Source organism: Kitasatospora sp. NPDC059747 (assembly GCF_042732955.1).
In the GTDB taxonomy this organism is placed as follows: Bacteria; Actinomycetota; Actinomycetes; order Streptomycetales; family Streptomycetaceae; genus Kitasatospora.
Map to the genome: position 1 here is coordinate 71,536 of NZ_JBHWGV010000007.1, position 21,022 is coordinate 92,557.

Consider the following 21,022-nt stretch of genomic DNA (forward strand, 5'->3'; position numbering starts at 1 on the left):
CACATAGCGTGTTTGTTTTTTTGTGTGGGGGTTGTTTTTTTTTTCCCCCCCCGCGGGGGGGCGTTGATGGGGGGCGCACCCTAATGCGTGCGCGCACGGGTCGAAGTAGCCCCTGGCAGCGGAATCGCGCGCATCGAACGACTGAGGTCTCCTGGAAGGGGTGGGTCCCTCGAGGCCGAGCTGACCGCTCGCCTCGCCCTTCACCGATGAATCGAGACCGCTGTGACAGGAATCGAAGATCTCAGAGCTGCCACCCGTCTCCTGCTCGACCTGAGCTTCAGCTGGGAGGCAAAGGCACCGGACAATGACGCACCGATCGTCGACAAGACGGGCAAGGCGAGCGTTCCCGCAGTTGCGTTCGACAAAGCGTCCGGCTCGCTGGATTTCGTCATGGATGCGCAGCGGTTGCAGATTCCGAGCCTGCAGAGTCCGCTTGCCGTTCAGATGACCGGAGTGAAGTTGGACGACTCGAGCATCAAGTGGGTCCCCTCGCTCCCGAACGGCCCGGTCGGCGTGAAGATCAAGGGCGCCGGAAGTGCCACCATCACGGGCGTCGGCGGACAGATCTCAGCGAAGCTCACTTCCCTGAATCCGGCGCTGAGCAAGTCCGGAGGGCCTCAGGACCTGCGCCCCTACGCATTCGACGTGCAGTTGGCGACGCTCGGTGCCGCCAACGGGCTGACAGCGGACTTCTCGGCCTCCATCGACGGCCGGCTCTACCTGAACAACCTGACCGTCAGCGGTCTCGCCGGGCAGCTCGAAGAACTTTCGCTGTCCATCGAGAGACTCCCGACCAGCGAGTGCGTGGAAGTCCCCGTCGCCGGCGGGACCTCCATTCTCAAGGCGGTCGTCACCGGTGTTCCTCGGGGAGCGACGCTGGCCTACTCCTGGAGCGCGGCCGGCGGCACCGTGATCGGCAGCACCACCGACAGTCTTCTGGAGGTGAGGCTGCCGGCGGCGATCGGCACGGTGGTCACCGTGGGCCTGACGGTGACGGTGACCGATGCCGGCGGCGCCACGTCGCTCGTCGCCACCCCGTTCCCCGTCCTGGGAGCCGATCCCCAGCTTGCCCAACGGATGGAGAAACTCTGCAAGATCATGGAAGAGGCTCCGAGCAACTGGTTCGTCAACCCGCTGTGGGACCCGCTCCGCGACCTGGTCGTTCACCCGAACGAGCCCGCGCTGCAAAGGACCGCAGACGTCCTGATCCGGCTTGGTGAAGCGGTGCGGAACCTGCATGACGGCACGGCGTAGGGCCGTCCCGCGGAGGAGCTCCCGGCCCGCACGGATTACCGAAGGCTGACGAACGGAGCCGAGCACCCCGAACAGCCGCCCCGCGCAGCTAAGTTCCACGGCATGGAGATTCTCGTCACCGGTGGCGCCGGCTTCATCGGCTCCGCCGTCGTCCGCACCCTCACGGCGGTGGGCCACGGCGTGCGGGTGCTGGACGCACTGCTGCCCGCCGTGCATCCGTCCGCGCAGCCCCCCGAGCTGCCGGACGGCGTGCCCTTCCTGCACGGGGACGTCCGCGACCCGGCCGCCGTGGAGGAGGCGCTCGACGGGGTGGACGCCGTCTGCCACCAGGCCGCGATGGTCGGCCTCGGGCTGGACCTGAACGACGCGCCCGCCTACGCCGGCTGCAACGACCTCGGCACCGCCGTCCTGCTCGCCGCGATGGCCCGCACCGGCGTCCGGCGTCTCGTCCTGGCCGGCTCGATGGTCGTCTACGGCGAGGGCCGCTACCGCTGCCCCGCGCACGGCGACGTCGCGCCGGGCCCGCGCCGACCGGCCGACCTGGACGCGGGCCGGTTCGAGCCGCCCTGCCCGGTCTGCGCCACCGCCCTCGCCCCCGGGCTGGTCACCGAGGACGCGCCCGCCGACCCGCGCAACGTGTACGCCGCCACCAAGCTCGCCCAGGAGCACCTCGCCTCCGCGTGGGCCCGCGCCTCCGGAGGCACCGTCCTGACGCTCCGCTACCACAACGTCTACGGTCCGGGGATGCCGCGCGACACCCCGTACGCGGGGGTCGCGTCGCTGTTCCGCTCGGCGCTGGCACGGGGCGAGGCGCCCCGGGTGTTCGAGGACGGCGGCCAGCGGCGCGACTTCGTCCACGTCGAGGACGTCGCGGCGGCCAACCTGGTGGCCCTGACCTCGATCGACGCCAGGCCGCCCGGCAGCGCCCGCGCCTACAACGTGGGCAGCGGCGAGCCCCGGACGGTCGGCGAGATGGCCTCGGCGCTCGCGGAGGCGTACGGCGGCCCGGCACCGGTGGTGACGGGCGAGTACCGCCTCGGCGACGTCCGGCACATCACCGCGGACTCCGCCCGCCTGCGCACCGAACTCGGGTGGCGCCCGCAAGTGCCGTTCCACACCGGGATGAAGGAGTTCGCCGCCGCACCCCTGCGGGCGTGACCGCGGCGGACGGAACCACCGTCACGCTCAACGCACGGCTTGTTCCCAGAGCTCCAGCCCCGCGCGGAGGAGTTCGCGCACGGCCGCGGTCTCCTCGCCCGTCCAGGCTCCCTCCCCCGCGGCCGGTTCGAGGGCTTCGCCGCCGAAGACCTTCTCGTAGGCGCTGTCGTGAACCGGCCCCTGGGCGGGCAGGGGCGGGCCGGCCTTCAGGCTGCGGGAGAGGTCCTCGAAGAAGTCGGCCATGCCCATCTCCCTGATGCCGCGGTGGCACCTGCCACACGGCGAATCTAGGCGTGCGAGGCCGCCCTCGGCGCCGGGAGGGCGATCTCGAAGCAGCAGCCCCCGTCGACGTTGCGCACGCCGGCCCGCCCGGCGTGGGCCTCGACGATGCCGCGCACGATGGCCAGCCCGAGCCCGCCGCCGCTGTCCCCGCTGTCGCCGCCCTCGCCCGGGTCGCGCCGGGGCGTGCGGGCGGCGCCGCCGCGCCAGCCGGTCTCGAAGACGCGCGGCAGGTCCTGTTCCGGGATGCCGCCGCAGCCGTCGGTGACGGACAGCACGACCTCGTCCGCCTCGCGCCGGGCGGCGACCGCGACCACGCCCTCCTCCGGGGTCGCCCGGATCGCGTTGACCAGCAGGTTCCCGAGCACCCTGGTGATCTCCCGGCTGTCCACCTCGACGGGCTCGGCCGCCACCTCCCGCCCCTCCAGCCGGACCCCGCGCCGCCGGGCCAGCGGGTAGGCGCCGGCGAGCGCGTCGTCCACCAGGTCGTAGACGGACACCCGGGCCACCGACAGCGACAGCGCCCCCGCCTGGATCCGGGACAGCTCGAACAGGTCGTCGACCATCCCGGTGAGCCGTTCGACCTCGGTGCGGATCCGGACGAGGTAGCGCTCCGGCTCGTCGGCGACGCCGTCCTCCAGCGCCTCGGCCATGGCCCGCAGGCCGGCGAGCGGGGTGCGCAGGTCGTGCGAGATCCAGGCGATCAACTCCCGGCGCGAGCGCTCCAGAGCCTGTTCGCGCGCCCTGGACTCGGCGAGCCTGGCACTGGTGGCGGCCAACTCCTCGCTCAGAGCCGCCAGTTCGGTGCCGAGCGGCTGGTCCGGCGCGGTGAACCCGGCGTCGCTGCCGACCGTCCGGGCCGCCACGGCGAGCGCCCGGCTGCCGGCCACCACCTGGCGGCCGAGCAGGGCGGCGGTGAGCAGCGACACGACGGCGGCCATGCCGAGCACGGTGACGACCACGCCGAAGTCGTGGGTGGACAGGAACATCGCCTGCGCCACCGCGAAGGTGCCCGAGGTCACCGCGAGGACGGTCACCACGGCGACGGTGAACAGCGAGAGCGCGACGGAACGCCGGCGCAGCAGCCGGATCGCGGCCCAGCCGAGCAGTCCGGCGCCGCCGGCGCCGAGGGCGGCGAACAGGGCGATCAGCAGGACGTCCTTCACCGGTCACCACCGCCGGCCGGGTCGTAGCGGTAGCCGACGCCCCACACGGTGGTGATGAGCGCGGGCGCGGCGGGGTCGTCCTCGATCTTCTCGCGCAGCCGCCGGACGTGGACGGTGACGGTGGAGAGGTCGCCGAAGTCCCAGCCCCAGACGCGCTGCATCAGGTCCTGCCGGGAGAAGACCGTGCCGGGGTGCCGGAGCAGGAACGCGAGCAGGTCGAACTCCCGCAGGGTCAGGGAGAGTTCGCGCTCGCCGCGCTGGGCCCGGCGGGCCTTCGGGTCGAGGGCGATGTCCCCCGAGCGCAGCGGGCCGCCGTCCGGAGCCGCCGAGCCCGCCGGGGCCGCGCCGGCCCGGGCGCGGCGCAGCACCGACTGCACCCGCAGCACCAGCTCGCGCGGGCTGAACGGCTTGGTGACGTAGTCGTCGGCGCCGAGCTCCAGGCCGAGGATCCGGTCGGCCTCGTCCCCCTTGGCGGTGAGCAGCACCACCGGCAGCCCGGCGCCCTCGGCGGAGGCGCGCAGGCGCCGCAGCACCTCCAGCCCGTCGAGCCCGGGGAGCATGAGGTCCAGCACCAGGAGGTCCGGGGGCGCGCTGCGGGCGAGGGCGAGGCCCTCGGCGCCGTCGGCGGCGCGGTCCACGAGGTGGCCGGCGCGGGTGAGGTAGCCGGCGACGACCTCGGCCACGGTCGGGTCGTCGTCGATCACCAGGATGCGGGAGACGTCGTTCACCTCGCCGAGGATAGGAGGTGTCGGCGCCGGGTGCGGACCGGACGGGACGGGCGTTCGCCTTCCGTAAGATCCCCGAGCCTTGCCGGACGAGATCACCCGGACGGGCCAGCCGACACGACGTCCGCGTTCCGTAAGGCGCCGGTGCCCCCGCACGCGGCCCGTCGGCGCCTAGCGTGGCCCGCGTGACCTCACCCACCCCCATTCCCCCTTCCGTCGACGTCGTCCTGCCGTGCCTGGACGAGGCTGCCGCGCTGCCCTGGGTGCTCGGCCGGATCCCGGCCGGCTGGCGGGCGATCGTCGTCGACAACGGCTCCACGGACGGCTCGGCCGAGCTGGCCCGTTCGCTCGGCGCGACGGTGGTGGCCGAGCCCCGGCGCGGTTTCGGCGCCGCCTGCCACGCCGGGCTGCTCGCGGCCACCGCCGAGCTGGTGTGCTTCCTGGACTGCGACGGCTCGCTCGATCCGGCCCAGCTGCCGCGCGTCACCGAGCCGGTGCTGGCGGGCGCGGCGGACCTCGTCCTCGGCCGGCGCCGCCCGTCGACGGCCGGGGCCTGGCCGGTGCACGCCAGGCTCGCCAACGCCGTCCTCGCCCGCCGCCTGCGTGCCCGCACAGGGGCGGCGCTGCACGACCTCGGCCCGATGCGGGCCGCCCGCCGGGAGCGGCTGCTGGCGCTCGGCCTGGGCGACCGGCGCTCCGGCTACCCGCTGGAGATGGTGCTCACGGCGGCGGCGGCCGGGATGCGGATCGCCGAGACGCCGGTCGACTACCTGCCGCGCGCGGGCCGCTCCAAGGTCACCGGGACCCTGCGCGGGACCCGGCAGGCCGTCCGCGACATGCGGGCGGTGCTGGCCGCGCCGCCGCCCACGCTGCTGGTGATCGCCAAGGCGCCCGTCCCGGGCCGGGTGAAGACGCGGCTCACGCCGCCGTTCACGCCCGAGCAGGCCGCCGGTCTGGCCGAGGCCGCGCTCGGCGACACCCTGCACACGCTGTCCACCGTCCCGGCCGGGCTGCGCCTGCTGGTGCTGGACGGCGAACCGGGCGACTGGCTGCCGCCGGGCTGGCAGGTCGTGCCGCAGTCGGGCGGCGGCCTGGACGAGCGGCTCGCGGCGGCCTTCGCCGACGCCGCCCGCCTCGCCCCGGGCGCGCCCGCGCTGTTGGTCGGCATGGACACCCCGCAGCTGAGCGCGGCGGCACTGGCCGAACCGCTGTCCGCCGCCCGGCGCGCGGGCGTCGACGCGTGGTACGGCCCGGCGGCGGACGGCGGCTTCTGGGCCCTCGGCCTGGCCCGGCCGACGTCCCCGCTCGCCGCCCGACTCCTGCGCGGCGTACCGATGTCCACGCCGCACACCGGAGCCCACCTCCTCGACCGTCTCGCCGCAGCAAATCTGACGGTCCATCACCTTCCGGAACTCACCGACGTGGACACCGCCGAGGACGCCCGCCGCGTCGCCGCCGAAGCCCCGCACAGCCGCTTCGGCTCCCGCCTCGCCGACTTCGAACTCAGCCACGGGGGCGGCGAGTTGACACCCACCACCGCTCTGCAGGTCGACTCTCCCACCGGGATGCCACGTTGACGATCACCGCCACCACCCCCTGGGTCGACGACCCGTTCGCCGAGGCCGTCCGCACCGGCCGCGGCCCGCTCTGGCTCCGCCGTGCCGACGGCCACCGCCTCCGGCTCGACGTCGAACGCTGGTGCGCCCCGGCCGCCGGGGCCGACCACAGCCTGCTGCTGCGCTGCACCCGGCTCTCCGCCCCCGTGCTCGACCTCGGCTGCGGGCCCGGCCGCCTGGTCGCCGCGCTGCTCGAACTCGGCGTCCCGGCGCTCGGCGTGGACGTGACCGGCGCGGCCGTCGCCCGCACGCTCGGCCTCGGCGGCCCGGCCCTGTGCCGCTCGGTCTTCGACCGGCTGCCCGCCGAGGGCCGCTGGGGCGCCGCACTGCTGGCCGACGGCAACCTCGGGATCGGCGGCGACCCGCTCGCCCTGCTCCGCCGGGGCGCCGAACTCATCGCCGCGGACGGCCTGTTGCTCGTCGAGGTGGAGGCGACGGAGACGGACGAGCGCGCCGTCGTCCGGGTCGAGGGCCCGGACGGCCGCCTCGGCCCGCCGTTCCCGTGGGCCCGCCTCGGCACCCGCGCCGCCCTGCGCCGCGCCCGCGCGGCCGGCCTCGCGGAGGCCGAGCGCTGGACCTCGCACGGCCGGCGCTTCCTCGCCCTGCGCAAGGCCTGAGCCGGACGCGGGCATGGATTTGGGCCGGGGTCCAGGGAGCCTTGCAGGACGCCGTTCGTGCGTCACGCGTGCGGCTGTCGCCCAACCGCCTCTCGGCCCCTCGGTCAGGGGTGCCCCGGCGGCACCCTTCGCGGCGTCGCGGCCGAGCCTGCCAGAAGCCCCGGGCGGGGACAAGACCCCCGAACCGACGCCTACCCGGCGTTCCCCACCCGCCACGGCGGGTGCCCGGACCTGCACGTCAACGGCACCCGTCCCGCGCCGTCCGCGCACCGGACCCACGGGACGGGCACCAGCCCCACGGGACGGGCACCCCCTTCACACCGCCCGCGCGAGCACCCGCCGAGCGGCCCGCCGGCCGCCCCACCGCCGCACCGCGCCGCCCGTCACGACGCACGCCAGCGCCACCCCGTACGCGGCCTGCTGCGCCTCGATCCCGCCCGTCAGGTAGAGCACCTGCCCCGCCGCCGGGACGGCCAGCCACTCCCACCGCCCGTCCAGCGCGACGAGCGCCACCACCAGCAGCCCGTACCACGGGTAGGACGGCGCCACGACGAGCAGTGCCGTCCCGGTGACGAGGAGCGCGCCCGACCACGGCCGCGCCGGGTCCCCGCGCCGCAGCACCCACAGCGCCACCCCGGCCAGCACGGCTCCCGCCGCCCACGGCAGCAGCGCGTCCGGCAGGACCAGCGCCGGCAGCCCGAACCGGTCGATGTGCCCCTGCTCGTAGCCCTCCTCCCGCAGGTAGCCCGGCAGGTACCCGAGCACCCCGGCGCCGGACGCGGCGACGTACGGGACGTACGAGAACGCGAACGCGCCGACCGTCCACGCCAGCAGCACCGCGCTCTCCCGGACGGACCGGCGGGCGAGCACCCCCGGCAGCGCCAGCCCGGGCAGCAGCTTGACCGCGATGGCGGCTCCGGCCAACAGCCCCCCGGCCGCCGGGCGCCGTCGCACCACACACCCCAGCCCGGCCACGAGCAGCAGTGCGCCCAACGTGTCCACGTGCGCGTCGTTGACCGCCCACACCGTCACGCCCGGGCACCACCCCCACAGCGCCGCCCGCCGGTTCCCCCGCCCGACCACGAGCAGCGCCCCCGTCGTCGCGACCGCGAGCAGCGCGCCGGCCGCCTGCGCCCCGCGCACCCCGCCGCCGAACGGGTGCACGACGAGGAACCACGCCTCCGCGACGGGCGGGTAAATCGTGTGCACGGCGGGCCGGTTGATGTGGGTGCAGTCCCCGGCCGCCGTCCGCCGCTCGTCCCAGCCGGCGCACTCCCCGCCCGTCGGCCAGAGCCCGGGATCGCGCAGCCGGGCGAGCGCGGGGTCGTCGGGGGTGTGCGCGTACGGGGAGATCCCGGCGGCCTGCACCCGGCCGTCCCAGACGTACCGGTAGGCGTCGTCGCTGGTGCGCGGCGGCGCGAGGAGGCCGACGGCGGCGACGGCGATGCTGCCCGCGAGCACCAGCGGCACGACCTGACGGTCGGTCACCTTCCGGAGCAGTACGAGCGCGAGCGCGAACAGCCCGGCGTCGACGGCGTACCAGACGAACAGGGGCGCGCGATGGTCGAGCGCGCCACCGCCCGTGACGGTCGCGACGAGGGCTCCGACCAGGGCGGCGAGGGCGAGGAGGGCACGAGTGAGCACGGCGCCCACCCTGCCACCGCCGGGCCGGGGCGGGCCGCCGTGGCGTGGCGCCGTTCGGATTCCGTAAGCACGTCGGAGCGCCGCCGCGGGGCCCCGGACGGGTTCCATGGGCACGTGAACCCGAAGACGCCCGAACCCCCCGGCCCGAGCTCCCCAAGCCCGAGCTCCCCCCGTTCGTCCCGCCGCTACGACCTCCCGCTCCCGCCGCCACCCGACGCCCTGCGCCGCGGCCCGTTCCGCGACGGCAAGTTCCGCTCGGCGCTGCACGAGCCGCGCACCACCGTCGTGCTCGGCCGCTGGCTCGGCGCCGCGCTGCTGGTCTGCTTCCTCACCGGCCTGGTCAGCCACGCCCTCCAGGACCCGCCGACCTGGCTCGTCCCGTACCTCCAGAGCCGGCCGGTGGGCGGCTACCAGGTCACCCAGGGGCTGCACGTGATCAGCGGCCTGGCCGCGATCCCGCTGCTCGGGGCGAAGCTGTGGACGGTCTACCCGCGGCTCTTCGAGTGGCCGCCCGCCCGCAGCGTGCTGCACGCGCTGGAGCGGCTCGGCATCTTCGTCCTCGTCGCGGCGATGCTGCTGGAGGTGTTCACCGGGCTGTTCAACACCCTCCAGTGGTACCCGTGGCCGTTCCCGTTCCGCCAAACCCACTTCTGGCTGGCCTGGTTGGCCACCGGCGGGCTCCTCGTCCACATCGCCGCCAAGGGCACGCTCATCGCCCGGCACTGGCGCCGCCCGGCCGTCGGGCTCCCGCAGCGCCGCGCCTTCCTGACCGCCGTGACGGCCGCCGCGGGTGTCGTGACCCTCACCACCGCCGGGCAGACGGTGCCCTTCCTCAGCGGCCTGGACCTGCTCGCCCCGCGCCGCCCGGACATCGGCCCGCAGGGCCTGCCGGTCAACCGCACCGCCGCCCAGGCCGGCACCGTCACCGCCCCCGCGGACTGGCGGCTGCGCGTGGACGGCCCCCGCCCGTACACCCTCACCCTCGCGGAGCTCGCGCAACTACCGCAGCACGACGTGGAATTGCCGATCGCCTGCGTCGAGGGCTGGAGCGCGACGGCCCGCTGGAGCGGGGTCCGGATCGCCGACCTGATGGAGCGCGCCGGCGCCCCGGCCGGGTCCGCACTGCGCTTCACCTCGTTCGAGACCAACGGGCCCTACCGGGTGATGGAGATGCCGTCCGAGTACGCCGTCGACCCGCTCTCACTGCTCGCCCTGCGCGTCAACGGCGAGGTGCTGAAGGCCGACCACGGCTATCCGGCGCGGGTCATCGCCCCCAACCGGCCCGGCGTGCTGCAGACCAAGTGGATCGAACGGATCGAGGTCGTCTGATGCCCCGTTGGCTGCGCGCCGCCCTCCTGCTCGGCGGCCTCGCCCTGCTCGGCTTCGGCCTCTCCGGCCTGCTCGCCGACTCCTACATCACCGCCCCGTTCGACGTCCTGGTGTGGGCCGTCGGAGCAGTCGTCCTGCACGACGGCCTGTGGCTGCCGCTGCTCTGCCTGATCGGCGCCCGCTACGCCCGCGGCCCGGTGCTGCGCGCGTGGCTGGTCGTCGCGGCGGCGGTGACGGCCGTCGGGCTGCCGGCCGTCCTGCGGGACGGCACGGACCACGGCAACTCCACGCTGCTGCCGCTGCCTTACGGCCGCAACCTGCTGCTGGTGCTGGCCGCCACCGCCGTCGTCGCGCTGCTGGTCGCGCTCGTCCGGCGGTGGCGCACCCAGGGCCTCAGGCCCCGGCGGCGACGCCCGGCAGACCCGTCGTGAGCCCGTCCAGCGCGTGCGAGCAGACGCAGTCCCGGTCCGCCGGCAGGCTCTCCAGCGCCTTGAACAGCACGGTGCGCAGCCGGTCGACGTTCCCCGCGAAGGCCTTCAGCACCTCGGCGTGGGTGACGCCCTCACCGGCCTCCACCCCGGCGTCCAGGTCGGTCACCAGCGCCAACGACGTGTAGCAGAGCCCGAGTTCGCGCGCCAGCACGGCCTCGGGGTGCCCGGTCATGCCGACCACCGACCAGCCGTTCGCGGAGAACCAGCGCGACTCGGCGCGGGTGGAGAAGCGCGGGCCCTCGATCACCACGAGCGTCCCGCCGTCCACCGGCTCCCAGGCCGCGTCGCGCGCCGCGTCCAGCGCCGCCCGGCGCCCGGCGGGGCAGTACGGGTCGGCCATCGACACGTGCACGACCTCGGGGAGCGAGCCGTCCGGCAGCGGCAGTCCGTCGTAGTAGGTCTGCACCCGGCCGGAGGTGCGGTCGACGAACTGGTCCGGCACCAGCAGCGTGCCGGGCCTGTACTCCGGCCGCAGCCCGCCCACCGCGCACGGCGCGAGCACCTGGCGCACACCGAGTGCGTGCAGGGCCCACAGGTTGGCCCGGTAATCGATCCGGTGCGGCGGCAGCCCGTGGCCGCGCCCGTGCCGCGGCACGAACGCCACCCGGCGGCCGGCCACCTCGCCGAGGAACAGGGCGTCGCTCGGCGGCCCGTACGGCGTGTCTACGCGCACCTCGGTCACGTCGTCCAGCAGCGCGTACAGCCCCGATCCGCCGATCACACCCAGTTCGGCGCGCGGGAGTCGCTGATCGTTCGTCATCGTTCGTGCCCTTCCTCGGAGACGTCCCGGCCACTGTAGGAGGCGGCGCCCCCGGCGGAAGCGGGACCTCGATTACGTCGGTCTTACGGCTCGCGGCGCCGCAGGCCGCTGCGGCCGAATGGCGGCGGGCCGCCGGGGTGGTTCCCGGCGGCCGGGCGGGTGACTTTCCGGACGCGTCGGCAACCGTCCGCCCCACCCGGCGTGCGTCGGTGGACATGCGCCGCCTCCGGACGGCGTACGCCCTGTCCCCGGACCTGAGAGCCGCCCATGCCTCCCACCGCCCGTCTCCGCAGCCTCGTCCCCACCGCCCTCTGCGCCCTGGCCGTCGCCCTCGCGGCCCCCGCGGCGCAGGCCGCACCCCCGGGCGGCGGCCACGGGGCCGACCCCGTCGGGAGGTACGACTGGGAGAACGTGGCGGACTGCGAGAGCAGCCACGACTGGCACATCAACTCCGGCAACGGCTACTTCGGCGGCCTCCAGTTCGACAACCCCACCTGGCGCGAGAACGGCGGCCTCGCCTACGCCCCGCGCGCCGACCTCGCCACCCGCGAGGAGCAGATCGCCGTCGCCACTGTGCTCGCCGAGCGCCGCGGCCTGAGCCCCTGGCCGGTCTGCGGCGCCCGCGCGACCCGCGACCACGACCGGACCCGGGACCACGACCGCGATCGGGAGCGGGACCGCGATCGGGAGCGGGACCGCGATCGGGAGCACGCCCGCGGCACCGCCCTGCCGCCGCCGGCCGCCCCGGCCACCGCGCTCGCCGGCGGCGAGCGGCGGGTCGGCCAGGACGACACCCTGTTCGGCCTCGCGGACACCCTCCGCCTCCCCGGCGGCTGGCCCGCCCTCTACGAGGCCAACCGTGACGTCGTGGGCGACGACCCCGACCTCATCCAGCCCGGCATGGTCCTGCGCCTGCCGTCCTGAGCCCGGCCGGACCCGCCGCCGCCCACGCCCCCGTCACTGGCGGGGGCGTGGGCGGTGTCGTCACGCCGACTCCGCCACGAGGACATGCAGCCCCCGCGCCCCCACCTCGCTGTGCCGGACGGCCAGGCCCGCCGCCGCGCACTGCTCCTCGACCCACTCCGGTGAGAGCCGCAGCTTCGGGTAGCTGCTGACCTCCTGCGTCCACGTCCCGCCGCTGCGGGTGTGGACCAGGTCGTGCACCAGCGCGGTGTCCTCGTCCGGGTACTCCAGCACGCAGGTCATGATCCGGTCCTCGGTGGCCCGCACCGGGAGGAAGCGGTCGGTGCCGGTGAGCGGGCGGGTCAGGTCCCGGAAGGACAGCACGAGCCGCCCGCCCGGCGCGAGCGCGCGCGCCGCGTCCCCCAGCAGCGCGACGACGTCCTGCCGCGCCGGGAGGTGCGTGAGCGTGTCCCCCATGCACACCACCGCGGCCACCGTGCCCGGCCCGGTGTGTGCCGGCAGGGCGCCCCGCAGGTCCGCCAGGACCGGCCGGAGGATGTCCGCCTGCCCGGCCTTCGCCGCCAGTTCCGTCAGTTCGTCGAGCAGCCGTGCGCTCGTGTCGACGGCGAGGACCGTCCCGTAGCCCAGCGCGGCGAGGGCGAGGCTCTGCGGCCCCGGCCCGGCCCCGAGGTCCACGGCGAGCCGGCCGGGGCCGTCCGCCCGCACGCCGAGCCCGGCGAGCAGCTCGGCCTGGGCAGCGGCGAGGGCCGGGACGTCACCGCCGAGCATCCAGGTGTAGTGCGCGGCGAGGAGCCGGTCGTAGTGCTCAGGTGCGGTGTTCATGGCGGTACCTTCCGTCCGAAATTCCTGTCCCTGACGGCATGTTAGGAACTCCTGATCCCGGCGAACCGGGCGCCCCCGGGAAAGCGGTCAGCCCGCCCGGTCACCAGGACCGGACGGGCCGACGGACGGCGGGGGCGCGTTACCCGACGTGGACGCGCGGGCGGCGCGTGCGGTCCGGCTCCGCCTCGCGCAGCACCTCGCGGGTGACCGGGGCCACCTCGCCCTGGCCGAACAGGAAGAACCGCAGGAACTGGGCGAACGGGTTGCCCTCGGTCCACTCGAAGTACAGGTGCGGCCGCTGGCCCGTGCGGTCCCGGACGGTGAGCGCCAGCGCGGCGATCGCGTTCGGGACGCTGGAGCTCTCCAGCGTCAGCACCCGGTAGCGCCCGTGCAGCACCTCGCCGCGGACGGTGAGCTCGGACTCGAAGTCCGAGGCGTCGCGGACCGTCACCTCGACGAAGACCAGGTCGTCCTCGCCCGGGATGTCGTTGTCGGCGCGGATCTGGCGGATCTTGTCGCGGTACTCGGCGACGTCCCGGTGGGTCGGCTCGTTGGCGATCAGGCGCAGCGGGCGGTGCGCGTAGTCGCGGATGAAGCGCTCGGCGACGTCGTCCAGGGTCACGTCGGTGACGCGCAGCTCGAAGGCCCGCTTGAGCCGGGAGAGCAGCGACACCAGGATGATGCCGGCGATGAAGCAAGCACCGATCTTGACGCCGTCCGGACGCTCCATCGTGTTGATCACGGTGGTGTACAGGAACACGGCCGAGATGATCCCGAAGGCCGTGGTCCAGCCGCGCTGGCGCTTCTTGTAGGCGGCGATGGTCACGGCGATGGCCGCCGAGCTGATCAGCACGAGCACGCCGGTCGCGTAGGCGCCGCCCTGGGCGTCGACGTTGGCGTCGAACAGCCAGGTGATCAGGAAGCCGACGAGGGTGAGGACGATCACCATCGGACGGACGGCGCGCGCCCAGTGCGGGGCCATGCCGTAGCGCGGCAGGTAGCGGGGCAGCAGGTTCAGCATGCCCGCCATGGCGGAGGCGCCGGCGAACCACAGGATCGCGATCGTCGACAGGTCGTAGACGCTGCCGAAGGCGCCGCCCAGGTACTGGTGCGCGAGGAAGGCGAGGGCGCGGCCGTTGGCCTCGCCGCCGGCCTCGAACTCCTTGGCCGGGATGAGCAGCGTGCAGATGAAGCTGGTGGCGATCAGGAAGGTGCTCATGATCACGGCGGCGGTGGTGAGCAGCTTGCGGGTGCCGCGGATGCGGCCGGCCGGGTTCGCCTCGGTGTCGCCCGCGTCGCCCTCGATGTGCGGCATGACGGCGACGCCGGTCTCGAACCCGGACATGCCGAGCGCGAGCTTGGGGAACACGACCAGTGCGACGCCGATCATGACGAAGACGTTGCCGTGCTGGACGGTCAGCGCGTTGGACCAGTCGGTGACGACGTGCGGAGCCTGGATGATCTTCCAGATGCCGACCGCGACGACCACGACGTTGAGCGCCAGGTAGACCACGACCAGGCCGACGGCCAGGCCGATCGCCTCGCCGAAGCCCTTCAGGAACACCGCGCCGAGCAGCGCGACCAGGATCAGCGTGATCAGCATCTGCTTGCCGCCGAGGACGCTGTTCAGGTGCGGGTTCTCGACCAGGTGCGCGCTGGCGTCGGCGGCCGAGAGCGTGATCGTGATGATGAAGTCCGTCGCCGCGAAGCCGAGCAGGGCGAGCACGAAGAGCTTGCCCTTCCAGAACGACAGCAGCCGCTCCAGCATCGCGATCGAGCCCTCGCCGCGCGGGCTCTCCTGGGCCACCCGCCGGTAGACCGGCAGCGCGCCCAGCAGGGTCACGATCACCAGCACGATCGTGGCGATCGGCGACAGCAGGCCGGCCGCGAGGGCGGCGATGCCCGGCTGGTAGCCGAGCGTCGAGAAGTAGTCCAGGCCGGTCAGGCACATCACGCGCCACCAGCGCTGGCCCTGGTGGCCGCCGTGCGCTTCGCCGCCGTCCTGCCCGCTCTGGTCACCCTGCGTGTCCTTGGCCACGGACGCGTCGGCCAGCAGCCAGCTGCGGAGGCGTATTCGCGCCGACGGCGCGGCCACCTCCGGGGACGCCGCCACCTGCGCCGTCCCCGTCTCCGTCGAACCCGACGAAACCACCTTGCACCTCTTGTTCAAGACCCCGTAAAAGCGCCGTCGGGCGACGGCAGTGCGCCAGGCTATGCGACCGGCGTTAAGGAGTCGTCATCGGCCCGCGTTAAGAAAACGTCATGGTGGTGGACGTCTTGGCGCCGTCGGGGGCGCGGGCGGGGGGGGGGGGGCGGGGGCCCCCCCCCCCGGCCCGGCACCGGCAGGCGTTACGCCTGGTAACCGAGGACCGTCATCATGCCCGTCTCGGCGTGGTAGACGTTGTGGCAGTGGACCATCCACAGGCCCGGATTGTCGGCGTCGAAGTCGACGGCGAGCGTCGTGCCGGGCAGCACGATCGCGGTGTCCTTGCGCGGGCCGCCGCCCGCCGCTCCGACGAGCGCGAAGGTGTGCCCGTGCAGGTGGACCGGGTGCCACATCTCCGTCGAGTTCCGGAACTCCAGCCGCACCCGCTCCCCCGCCGCCACCGGGTGGCGCTGCGCGGGGTCGTACCTGCGGCCGTCGAAGGCCCAGTCGGCCTTCGCCATGCCTCCGGTCAGCTCCAGCCGCACCGTCCGGTCCGGCGCCTTGGCGGGCAGCCGGACGCCCGCGGCCGCCGTGAGCTGCGCGGCGGTCACCAGCCGGCCGTCCAGCTCGGCCGGGCGCACCGAGGCGTCGGGCGCGGCGCCGCCGCCGGTGCGCAGCAGCGCGAGCGCGGAGGCGCCCTTGCCCTCGGCGAGGGCGGTGAGGGGGAAGACGCCGTCCTTGACGGTCACCAGGACGTCGTAGCGCTCGCCCATGCCGATCAGGAGCGCCTGGGTGGCGGCCGGCTCGACCGGGAAGCCGTCGGTGTGGGTGACGGTCAGCTCGTGGCCGCCGAGGGCGACCCGGTAGGCGGTGTCGCCGCCCGCGTTGATCAGCCGGATCCGGACCCGGTCGCCCGGCTTGGCGGTGAAGGTCTCGGGCGCGGTCGCGAGGCGGCCGTTGACCAGGTGGAACGGGTACGCGACGTCGCCCGCGTCACCGCCGAGGAGGTCGCTGCGGGCTCCCATGAGCATGCGCGAGGGGCCGGCCGTGCCCGCCGCGTCGTGGCCCCCCATGCCCGCCATGTCGTGCCCGCCCATGCCGGCCATGTCGTGCCCGCCCATGCCCTTGGACAGTTCGCTCAGGACGGCTTCGGGGGTGCTCCCGTCCACCCCGTCCAGCCAGTCGTCCAGGACGACGACCCACTCCTTGTCGTAGGCCAGCGGCTCCTTCGGGTCGTCGACGATCAGCGGCGCGTACAGCCCGCGGTCCTGCTGGACGCCGGAGTGCGGGTGGAGCCAGTACGTGCCCGGGCGGGTGAGCGCGAAGCGGTAGTCGAACGCGGCCCCGGCCCGGACCGGATCCTGCGTCACCCCCGGGACGCCGTCCATGTCGTTGCGCAGCGCGAGGCCGTGCCAGTGCAGCGAGGTCGGCTGCGGGAGGTGGTTGGCGAGGGTGAGCGCGAGCGTCTCGCCGGCGGTGGCGCGGACCTCGCGGCCGGGCAGCGCGTCGCCGTACGCCCAGCTGCGGACGGTGCGCCCGCCGAGGTCGAGGGTGGTCTCGGTGGCGGTGAGCGCGACCTTGCGCTCCGCCCCGGGGTTGCGCCGCGCCTCGGCGGCGGCGACCTCGGGACCGTCCGGACGGACGAAGCCGGCCGGCGCCGGAGCCTGCTTGCCGTGGTCCATGCCCTCCATGCCCTTCATGGAGTCCGAACAGGCGGCCAGGATCCCGGTCCCGGCAGCGGCGAGCGCCGCGCCGAGCACGGCGCGTCGAGAGGGTGTGCGCATGACGAAATGCACCTCGTGTGTAGGTGTGGGTCGGTGGACGTGCGAGGCAACCGCCACACGCCTACTGACGCAGCACCGACACCTCGGCGAGGACCGACCTCCCGCCCCTGGGCGGCGGAAGCGCCCGGACGGCGGCCAGCAGCAACGCCCGCACGGCAGCAGCGGCATCACCGGCCCGCCGCAACACGTACCCCCCGACGGCGAGCAGCACGAGTCCCCAACCGGCTGGCACGGCAAGGCAGACCGCCATCGGGTCCATCCCGCCGGGCATCCCGGGGTCGGCCGTGACGTCGTGCGACCGGTGCGCCTGGACGGCGGCATGCTCCCCGCCGTGCCGTCCTCCATGCCCACCGGTCGGATGCCCGAGCGTGTGCATGGTCAGCACCCCGAACAGCAGGGCGGCGAGCAGAACTCCGCGCAGGACCCGCACCATGCCGTCCCGCACCGCCCACCTCCACTCCGCCATTTACCCCCACAGGGTATACCGCATCACCGTGTGACCCGTTGTTCGCACCCGTCCCGCCCCCGGTAGCATCCGGGCCGGGGGAGATCACGCACACCGACGCGCCCGACGGCGCGCAGGTCGGGCTGCCCCGCGGCGGCCCCGTCCGGAGCCACCGGTTCCCGCGACACCCTGGAGCTGCACCCGATGGCCCTGCCACGACACCCGGCGACCCTCCTGCGGCGCGCGGGCCGCAGACTCGGCGCCGCCGCCACCCTGCTCTCCCTGGCCGTGGCGACGGCCGGGCTCGGCGCGGCACCCTCGACAGCCGCCCCGGCAACAGCCGCTTCCGCCCCCGTCCCAGCGAACCTCACCGCCGCCGGCCCGTTCAGGGACTCCTTCCAGCAGGACCCGGCCCTCGACACCGACCCGTTGTACGGCCTGAACGTGGGACTCGACCGACGGCAGAACGGCGTCCGGACCACGTCGTGGACGCGCGTCTCCGGCCGCTGGGACACCACCGCGGCACCGCCGCCCTACTACGTGCAGACGAGCCACCCCGCCCAGCCGAACCGCATGGTGTTCTCGCTCGGCGTCTCGGCCGTCATGCTCGGCGCCCCGGCCGTGGCCGACCAGGACGGCCGGTTCACCGTGTCCACGGTCGTCGACCCCGTCGTCGGCGACACCGCGAGCGCCGACTGGGCCTCGATCGTGCTCAGCCGCAGCCACCGCGCCACCGGCTACGTGACCAACTCCGACGTCGACCTCGGCTTCATCGTCTCCTCCTCCGGCAAGCTCTCGCTCTTCCACGGCGGGGGCGGCGAAACCCCGTTCTGGACGGGCACGGTGCCGGCCGCCGACAAGTACGCCGTCTCGCTGACGGTCTCCAGCGGCGCCGACCGGGCGCTCGCCCTGACCGTCAACGGCACCGTCTTCCCGGTCACGGCGCCGGCCGGCGTCAACCGCTGGCCGAGCAGCGCGTTCCTCTACCTCGGGGCGTACCTGTCCGACCGGAACTCGGTGACCACCTTCGGCGACGGCGCCGGCACCGGCGTGAACGTCAGCCGGATCGACGCGAGCGCCACGGCGGGCGCCAAACCGTTCGTCGACACCTTCGACGGCTCCCCCGCCGGCGGCGACCACGGCCTCAACGACGACCTGAGCGCCCGTCAGCCGACCGTCGTCAGCGCCAACTACACTGCGGTGTCCGGCGTTCAGGGCCTCGCCGCCTCTCCGCCGGCCGGCTCGGTGCGGGTCAACGACCCCGTCGCCCCGAACGCGCTCTCCTTCCCGCAGGGCACGGCCGCCGTACGGCTCGACAAGCCCGCCACGGCCGACCTTTCGGGCACCTACACCGTCCACGCGCGCCTCACCCCGGCCGTCGGATCGACCGGCGGGACGGACGCGGCCTCGCTCCTCGTGAGCAACGGCTCGGGCAGCACCGGCGCCGTCGACGCCCGCGACGTGGCCCTGGGCCTCCAGGTCCAGGCCGGCGGCGCACTGACGCTCTACCAGGGCGGCCGGCAACTCCCGCTCACCGTCGGCTCGGTGACCCCGGCGTCGGACACCTACGACGTCTCGCTCGCGCTCGCAGCCGGAACGGCCGGGCAGGCGACCGTCACCGTCAACGGCACCACGGTGTTCGCCGGCCCCACCCCGGCCGCGCTCCCCCGCGACGGCTACGTGTACCTCGGCTCGCGGCGCACCACCCCCGGGGCCGTCGGCACGGCCGACGACCTGCGCGTCACCATGCTCGGCGGGCTCGACTACTACGGCTACTTCGACATCATGGACCCGCGCGACAACATCGACCACAGCCCCGAAGTGGCGCCGTGGACGAACATGAACAACTACATCGGCCAGGACCTCGCCAACCCCCGCTACTCGGGCTTCCTCGACTACTGCGCACCGGCCTCCTGCGTCCTCGACGTCTACAGCGTCGTCACGCTGAAGGACGCCCAGGGCAACATCACCGGGCCCGACCCGAACGCGGCGGCCAACCTCGCCGCGCTCCGCGGGCGGATCGGCTCCAACCTCGACAAGATCTCCATGATCTACCTGCTCGACGAGCCGTACTACCACGGCTTCACGCCCGACCAGGTGCAGACCGGGGCCGACCAGGTCCGGACCGCCTTCCCCGACAAGCCGATCGCCTACACCACCGACGCCTACAACCTCACCCGGCCCGTCCCGCGCGCGGCCGACTTCGTCGGCTTCGACCACTACTGCGCCGGACGCGGCCGCCTCCAGCAGGAACTCGCCACCCTCCAGGGCGCCCTCGCCTCGCCCGACCAGCACCTCGTGCTCTTCCCCGAGTCCTTCATCACCGGCCTCGACCACCCGAACGGCTGCGAGAACTCCACCGACGCGGCCCTCGCCGCCGACAACGCCGACTACCGCGCGATGGCCGCCCAGAACCCGCGGATCGTCTACCTCCAGAACTTCCGCTGGCTCGACTCGAAGCAGCCGGGCACGATGCCGCTGACCACCGCGCGCCAGCAGGCCATCGGCAAGGCCGTCATCAACGCCACCCCGGCCGGCCCGGCGACCGGCGTCGGCGTCTACCGCCCCGGTGACCGCACCGTCAGCGAGAACAGCCACAACGACACCCTCCTCGGCGTCGGCCCGGTGGCCGGCCTCGTCACCGGGCCCGACGACGTCGTGCTGACCGGCCACTGGAACGGCCCCGGCACCGACACGGTCGCCGTCTACCACCGCGACACCGCGACCTTCGTCCTCACCGACGACAACGCCACCCCGGCCGCCACCGTCCGCTTCGGCGTCACCGGCGACATCCCCCTGGTCGGCGACTGGAGCGGCCGGGGCCGCACCACCGTCGGCGTCTACCGCCCGAGCGACCAGAACTTCTACCTCAGCGACGACAACGCCACCCCCACGTACACCATCAAGTACGGCAACCCCGGCTGGACCCCGCTGGTCGGCAACTGGAGCGGCACCGGCACCACTACCATCGGCGCCTACGACCCCACCACCCAGATGTTCTACCTGCGCGACTCCAACACCCCCGGCGACGCCGACCACCGCTTCAAGTTCGGCAACCCCGGCGACACCCCCGTCAAGGGCGACTGGGACGGCACCGGGATCGACACCGTCGGCATCTACCGCTCCACCGACCGCTCCTTCTACGCCTCGGCCAACGAGGGCACCGTCATCCCCTACGCCGTCGTCTTCGGCAACCCCGGCGACATCCCCCTGACGGGCAACTGGGGCTGACCCCCCGACCCGGAACGGCCCCTGAGACACACCCCCTAAGGGCGTAGACACGGGAGCCGGCGGGCATCGCTGGTCGTAGGGTCCAACCGCCGCTCGTGAGAAGGTGCCAACCGTGAAGGTTATCGATCTCGTTCTCAATATCCTCTGGTTGATCTTCTGCGGCATCTGGATGGCGATCGGCTACGTCATCGCCGGAATCATCTGCTGCGTACTGATCATCACCATCCCGTTCGGCATTGCCTCGTTCCGCATCGCCGGCTACGTGCTGTGGCCGTTCGGGCGGACGGCGGTCGAGCGGCGGGACGCCGGGGCGGCGTCCTGTGTCGGGAACGTGATCTGGCTGGTGTTCGCCGGGTGGTGGCTGGCCCTCGGGCACCTGATCACCAGCATCCCGCTGTTCCTGTCGATCATCGGGATCCCCTTCGGGTGGGCCAACCTCAAGATGATCCCGATCTCCCTCACCCCGCTCGGGCGCGAGATCGTGTCGACGGACCAGCGCTTCGCCGGCTGGTAGGGGAACGGGCGCGGGGCGGGCGGCGCGGGGGGGGGGGTGCGAAGACACCGGGGCCGGGGGGGACAGGCCCCGCGGGTCAGGAGGGGGGACGCGCGGCCGATCGACGCGACGCTGTGG

At 74.2% G+C, this 21,022-nt stretch carries 18 protein-coding genes and 1 pseudogene; 10 read left to right on the plus strand and 9 right to left on the minus strand.

Annotated elements, in window-relative coordinates:
• Positions 1-222: 222 nt before the first annotated feature.
• Both ACFV4G_RS05075 and ACFV4G_RS05080 read left to right on the plus strand, forming a co-directional pair.
• The gene (locus ACFV4G_RS05075; RefSeq protein WP_380436579.1) at positions 223-1,254 is read left to right on the plus strand and encodes a hypothetical protein; all 1,032 of its coding nucleotides are present in this window, start codon (positions 223-225) and stop codon (positions 1,252-1,254) included.
• A 102-nt stretch (positions 1,255-1,356) separates the two neighbouring features.
• Positions 1,357-2,412, plus strand: coding sequence for an NAD-dependent epimerase/dehydratase family protein (locus ACFV4G_RS05080; RefSeq protein ID WP_380436581.1), 1,056 nt, complete (start codon positions 1,357-1,359; stop codon positions 2,410-2,412).
• 27 nt (positions 2,413-2,439) lie between these two features.
• Here the strand turns inward: ACFV4G_RS05080 and ACFV4G_RS05085 are convergent, their stop codons facing one another.
• Genes ACFV4G_RS05085 through ACFV4G_RS05095 form a run of 3 tightly spaced genes read right to left on the minus strand, consistent with a single transcriptional unit; the run spans position 2,440 to position 4,585 of the window.
• Complete coding sequence (locus ACFV4G_RS05085) at positions 2,440-2,655, minus strand: hypothetical protein (protein WP_380436583.1); 216 nt, start codon at positions 2,653-2,655, stop codon at positions 2,440-2,442.
• Between the two features lie 44 nt (positions 2,656-2,699).
• Positions 2,700-3,857 (minus strand): sensor histidine kinase, encoded by a 1,158-nt coding sequence (locus ACFV4G_RS05090; protein ID WP_380436584.1) that lies wholly within the window; start codon positions 3,855-3,857, stop codon positions 2,700-2,702.
• Positions 3,854-4,585 carry a response regulator transcription factor gene (locus tag ACFV4G_RS05095; RefSeq protein ID WP_380436586.1) on the minus strand — a complete coding sequence of 244 codons (732 nt, stop codon included), beginning with the start codon at positions 4,583-4,585 and terminating at the stop codon, positions 3,854-3,856. Before ACFV4G_RS05095 ends, ACFV4G_RS05090 begins: the two co-directional genes overlap by 4 nt.
• Positions 4,586-4,758: 173 nt before the next feature.
• On the opposite strand from ACFV4G_RS05095, the pseudogene ACFV4G_RS05100 reads away from it, so the two are divergent.
• From ACFV4G_RS05100 to ACFV4G_RS05110, 3 genes and pseudogenes are all read left to right on the plus strand, one after another.
• Positions 4,759-5,478: pseudogene (locus ACFV4G_RS05100) on the plus strand (glycosyltransferase family 2 protein); the annotation flags it as partial.
• Positions 5,479-5,652: 174 nt separating this feature from the next.
• Positions 5,653-6,159, plus strand: coding sequence for a DUF2064 domain-containing protein (locus tag ACFV4G_RS05105; protein ID WP_380436709.1), 507 nt, complete (start codon positions 5,653-5,655; stop codon positions 6,157-6,159).
• Positions 6,156-6,815, plus strand: a complete 660-nt coding sequence (locus tag ACFV4G_RS05110; protein WP_380436588.1) for an SAM-dependent methyltransferase — start codon at positions 6,156-6,158, stop codon at positions 6,813-6,815. The genes ACFV4G_RS05105 and ACFV4G_RS05110 overlap by 4 nt, the downstream gene beginning before the upstream one ends.
• A gap of 315 nt (positions 6,816-7,130) precedes the next feature.
• Here the strand turns inward: ACFV4G_RS05110 and ACFV4G_RS05115 are convergent, their stop codons facing one another.
• A complete protein-coding gene (locus ACFV4G_RS05115; protein ID WP_380436590.1) occupies positions 7,131-8,459 on the minus strand; it encodes a glycosyltransferase 87 family protein in 1,329 nt (442 codons plus the stop codon).
• Between the two features lie 219 nt (positions 8,460-8,678).
• Between ACFV4G_RS05115 and ACFV4G_RS05120 the strand changes: the two genes are divergently transcribed.
• On the plus strand, positions 8,679-9,788 hold the full coding sequence (locus ACFV4G_RS05120) for a molybdopterin-dependent oxidoreductase (RefSeq protein ID WP_380436711.1): 1,110 nt from the start codon (positions 8,679-8,681) through the stop codon (positions 9,786-9,788).
• Positions 9,788-10,219, plus strand: a complete 432-nt coding sequence (locus ACFV4G_RS05125) for a hypothetical protein (RefSeq protein ID WP_380436592.1) — start codon at positions 9,788-9,790, stop codon at positions 10,217-10,219. Before ACFV4G_RS05120 ends, ACFV4G_RS05125 begins: the two co-directional genes overlap by 1 nt.
• Here the strand turns inward: ACFV4G_RS05125 and ACFV4G_RS05130 are convergent.
• Positions 10,182-11,039, minus strand: coding sequence for an S-methyl-5'-thioadenosine phosphorylase (locus ACFV4G_RS05130; RefSeq protein ID WP_380436594.1), 858 nt, complete (start codon positions 11,037-11,039; stop codon positions 10,182-10,184). The two genes, ACFV4G_RS05125 and ACFV4G_RS05130, sit on opposite strands and share 38 nt — an antisense overlap.
• 267 nt (positions 11,040-11,306) lie before the next feature.
• Here ACFV4G_RS05130 and ACFV4G_RS05135 point away from each other — a divergent pair, with 267 nt between their 5' ends.
• A complete protein-coding gene (locus ACFV4G_RS05135) occupies positions 11,307-11,963 on the plus strand; it encodes a transglycosylase family protein (protein WP_380436596.1) in 657 nt (218 codons plus the stop codon).
• A 60-nt stretch (positions 11,964-12,023) separates the two neighbouring features.
• Here ACFV4G_RS05135 and ACFV4G_RS05140 read toward each other — a convergent pair whose 3' ends face one another.
• From ACFV4G_RS05140 to ACFV4G_RS05155, 4 genes are all read right to left on the minus strand, one after another.
• Positions 12,024-12,785: a class I SAM-dependent methyltransferase gene (locus ACFV4G_RS05140; RefSeq protein ID WP_380436599.1), complete on the minus strand. Its 762-nt coding sequence runs from the start codon at positions 12,783-12,785 to the stop codon at positions 12,024-12,026.
• A 139-nt stretch (positions 12,786-12,924) separates the two neighbouring features.
• Complete coding sequence (locus tag ACFV4G_RS05145) at positions 12,925-14,823, minus strand: amino acid transporter (protein ID WP_380436713.1); 1,899 nt, start codon at positions 14,821-14,823, stop codon at positions 12,925-12,927.
• A gap of 311 nt (positions 14,824-15,134) precedes the next feature.
• Positions 15,135-16,715, minus strand: coding sequence for a multicopper oxidase family protein (locus ACFV4G_RS05150; RefSeq protein WP_380436601.1), 1,581 nt, complete (start codon positions 16,713-16,715; stop codon positions 15,135-15,137).
• Positions 16,716-16,776: 61 nt separating this feature from the next.
• Positions 16,777-17,181 carry a DUF6153 family protein gene (locus tag ACFV4G_RS05155; RefSeq protein WP_380436603.1) on the minus strand — a complete coding sequence of 135 codons (405 nt, stop codon included), beginning with the start codon at positions 17,179-17,181 and terminating at the stop codon, positions 16,777-16,779.
• A 183-nt stretch (positions 17,182-17,364) separates the two neighbouring features.
• Here ACFV4G_RS05155 and ACFV4G_RS05160 point away from each other — a divergent pair, with 183 nt between their 5' ends.
• Positions 17,365-20,391 (plus strand): hypothetical protein, encoded by a 3,027-nt coding sequence (locus ACFV4G_RS05160; protein ID WP_380436606.1) that lies wholly within the window; start codon positions 17,365-17,367, stop codon positions 20,389-20,391.
• A 112-nt stretch (positions 20,392-20,503) separates the two neighbouring features.
• A complete protein-coding gene (locus ACFV4G_RS05165; RefSeq protein WP_380436608.1) occupies positions 20,504-20,905 on the plus strand; it encodes a YccF domain-containing protein in 402 nt (133 codons plus the stop codon).
• The last annotated feature ends 117 nt before the right edge of the window (positions 20,906-21,022 follow it).

Bases quoted from the DNA above. Each gene is read 5' to 3' on its own strand.
- ACFV4G_RS05080 (WP_380436581.1), top strand. From the start codon at position 1,357: ATGGAGATTCTCGTCACCGGTGGCGCCGGCTTCATCGGCTCCGCCGTC.
- ACFV4G_RS05125 (WP_380436592.1), top strand. From the start codon at position 9,788: ATGCCCCGTTGGCTGCGCGCCGCCCTCCTGCTCGGCGGCCTCGCCCTG.
- ACFV4G_RS05155 (WP_380436603.1), bottom strand. From the start codon at position 17,181: ATGGCGGAGTGGAGGTGGGCGGTGCGGGACGGCATGGTGCGGGTCCTG.
- ACFV4G_RS05085 (WP_380436583.1), bottom strand. From the start codon at position 2,655: ATGGCCGACTTCTTCGAGGACCTCTCCCGCAGCCTGAAGGCCGGCCCG.
- ACFV4G_RS05130 (WP_380436594.1), bottom strand. From the start codon at position 11,039: ATGACGAACGATCAGCGACTCCCGCGCGCCGAACTGGGTGTGATCGGC.
- ACFV4G_RS05160 (WP_380436606.1), top strand. From the start codon at position 17,365: ATGGCCCTGCCACGACACCCGGCGACCCTCCTGCGGCGCGCGGGCCGC.
- ACFV4G_RS05135 (WP_380436596.1), top strand. From the start codon at position 11,307: ATGCCTCCCACCGCCCGTCTCCGCAGCCTCGTCCCCACCGCCCTCTGC.
- ACFV4G_RS05150 (WP_380436601.1), bottom strand. From the start codon at position 16,715: ATGCGCACACCCTCTCGACGCGCCGTGCTCGGCGCGGCGCTCGCCGCT.
- ACFV4G_RS05140 (WP_380436599.1), bottom strand. From the start codon at position 12,785: ATGAACACCGCACCTGAGCACTACGACCGGCTCCTCGCCGCGCACTAC.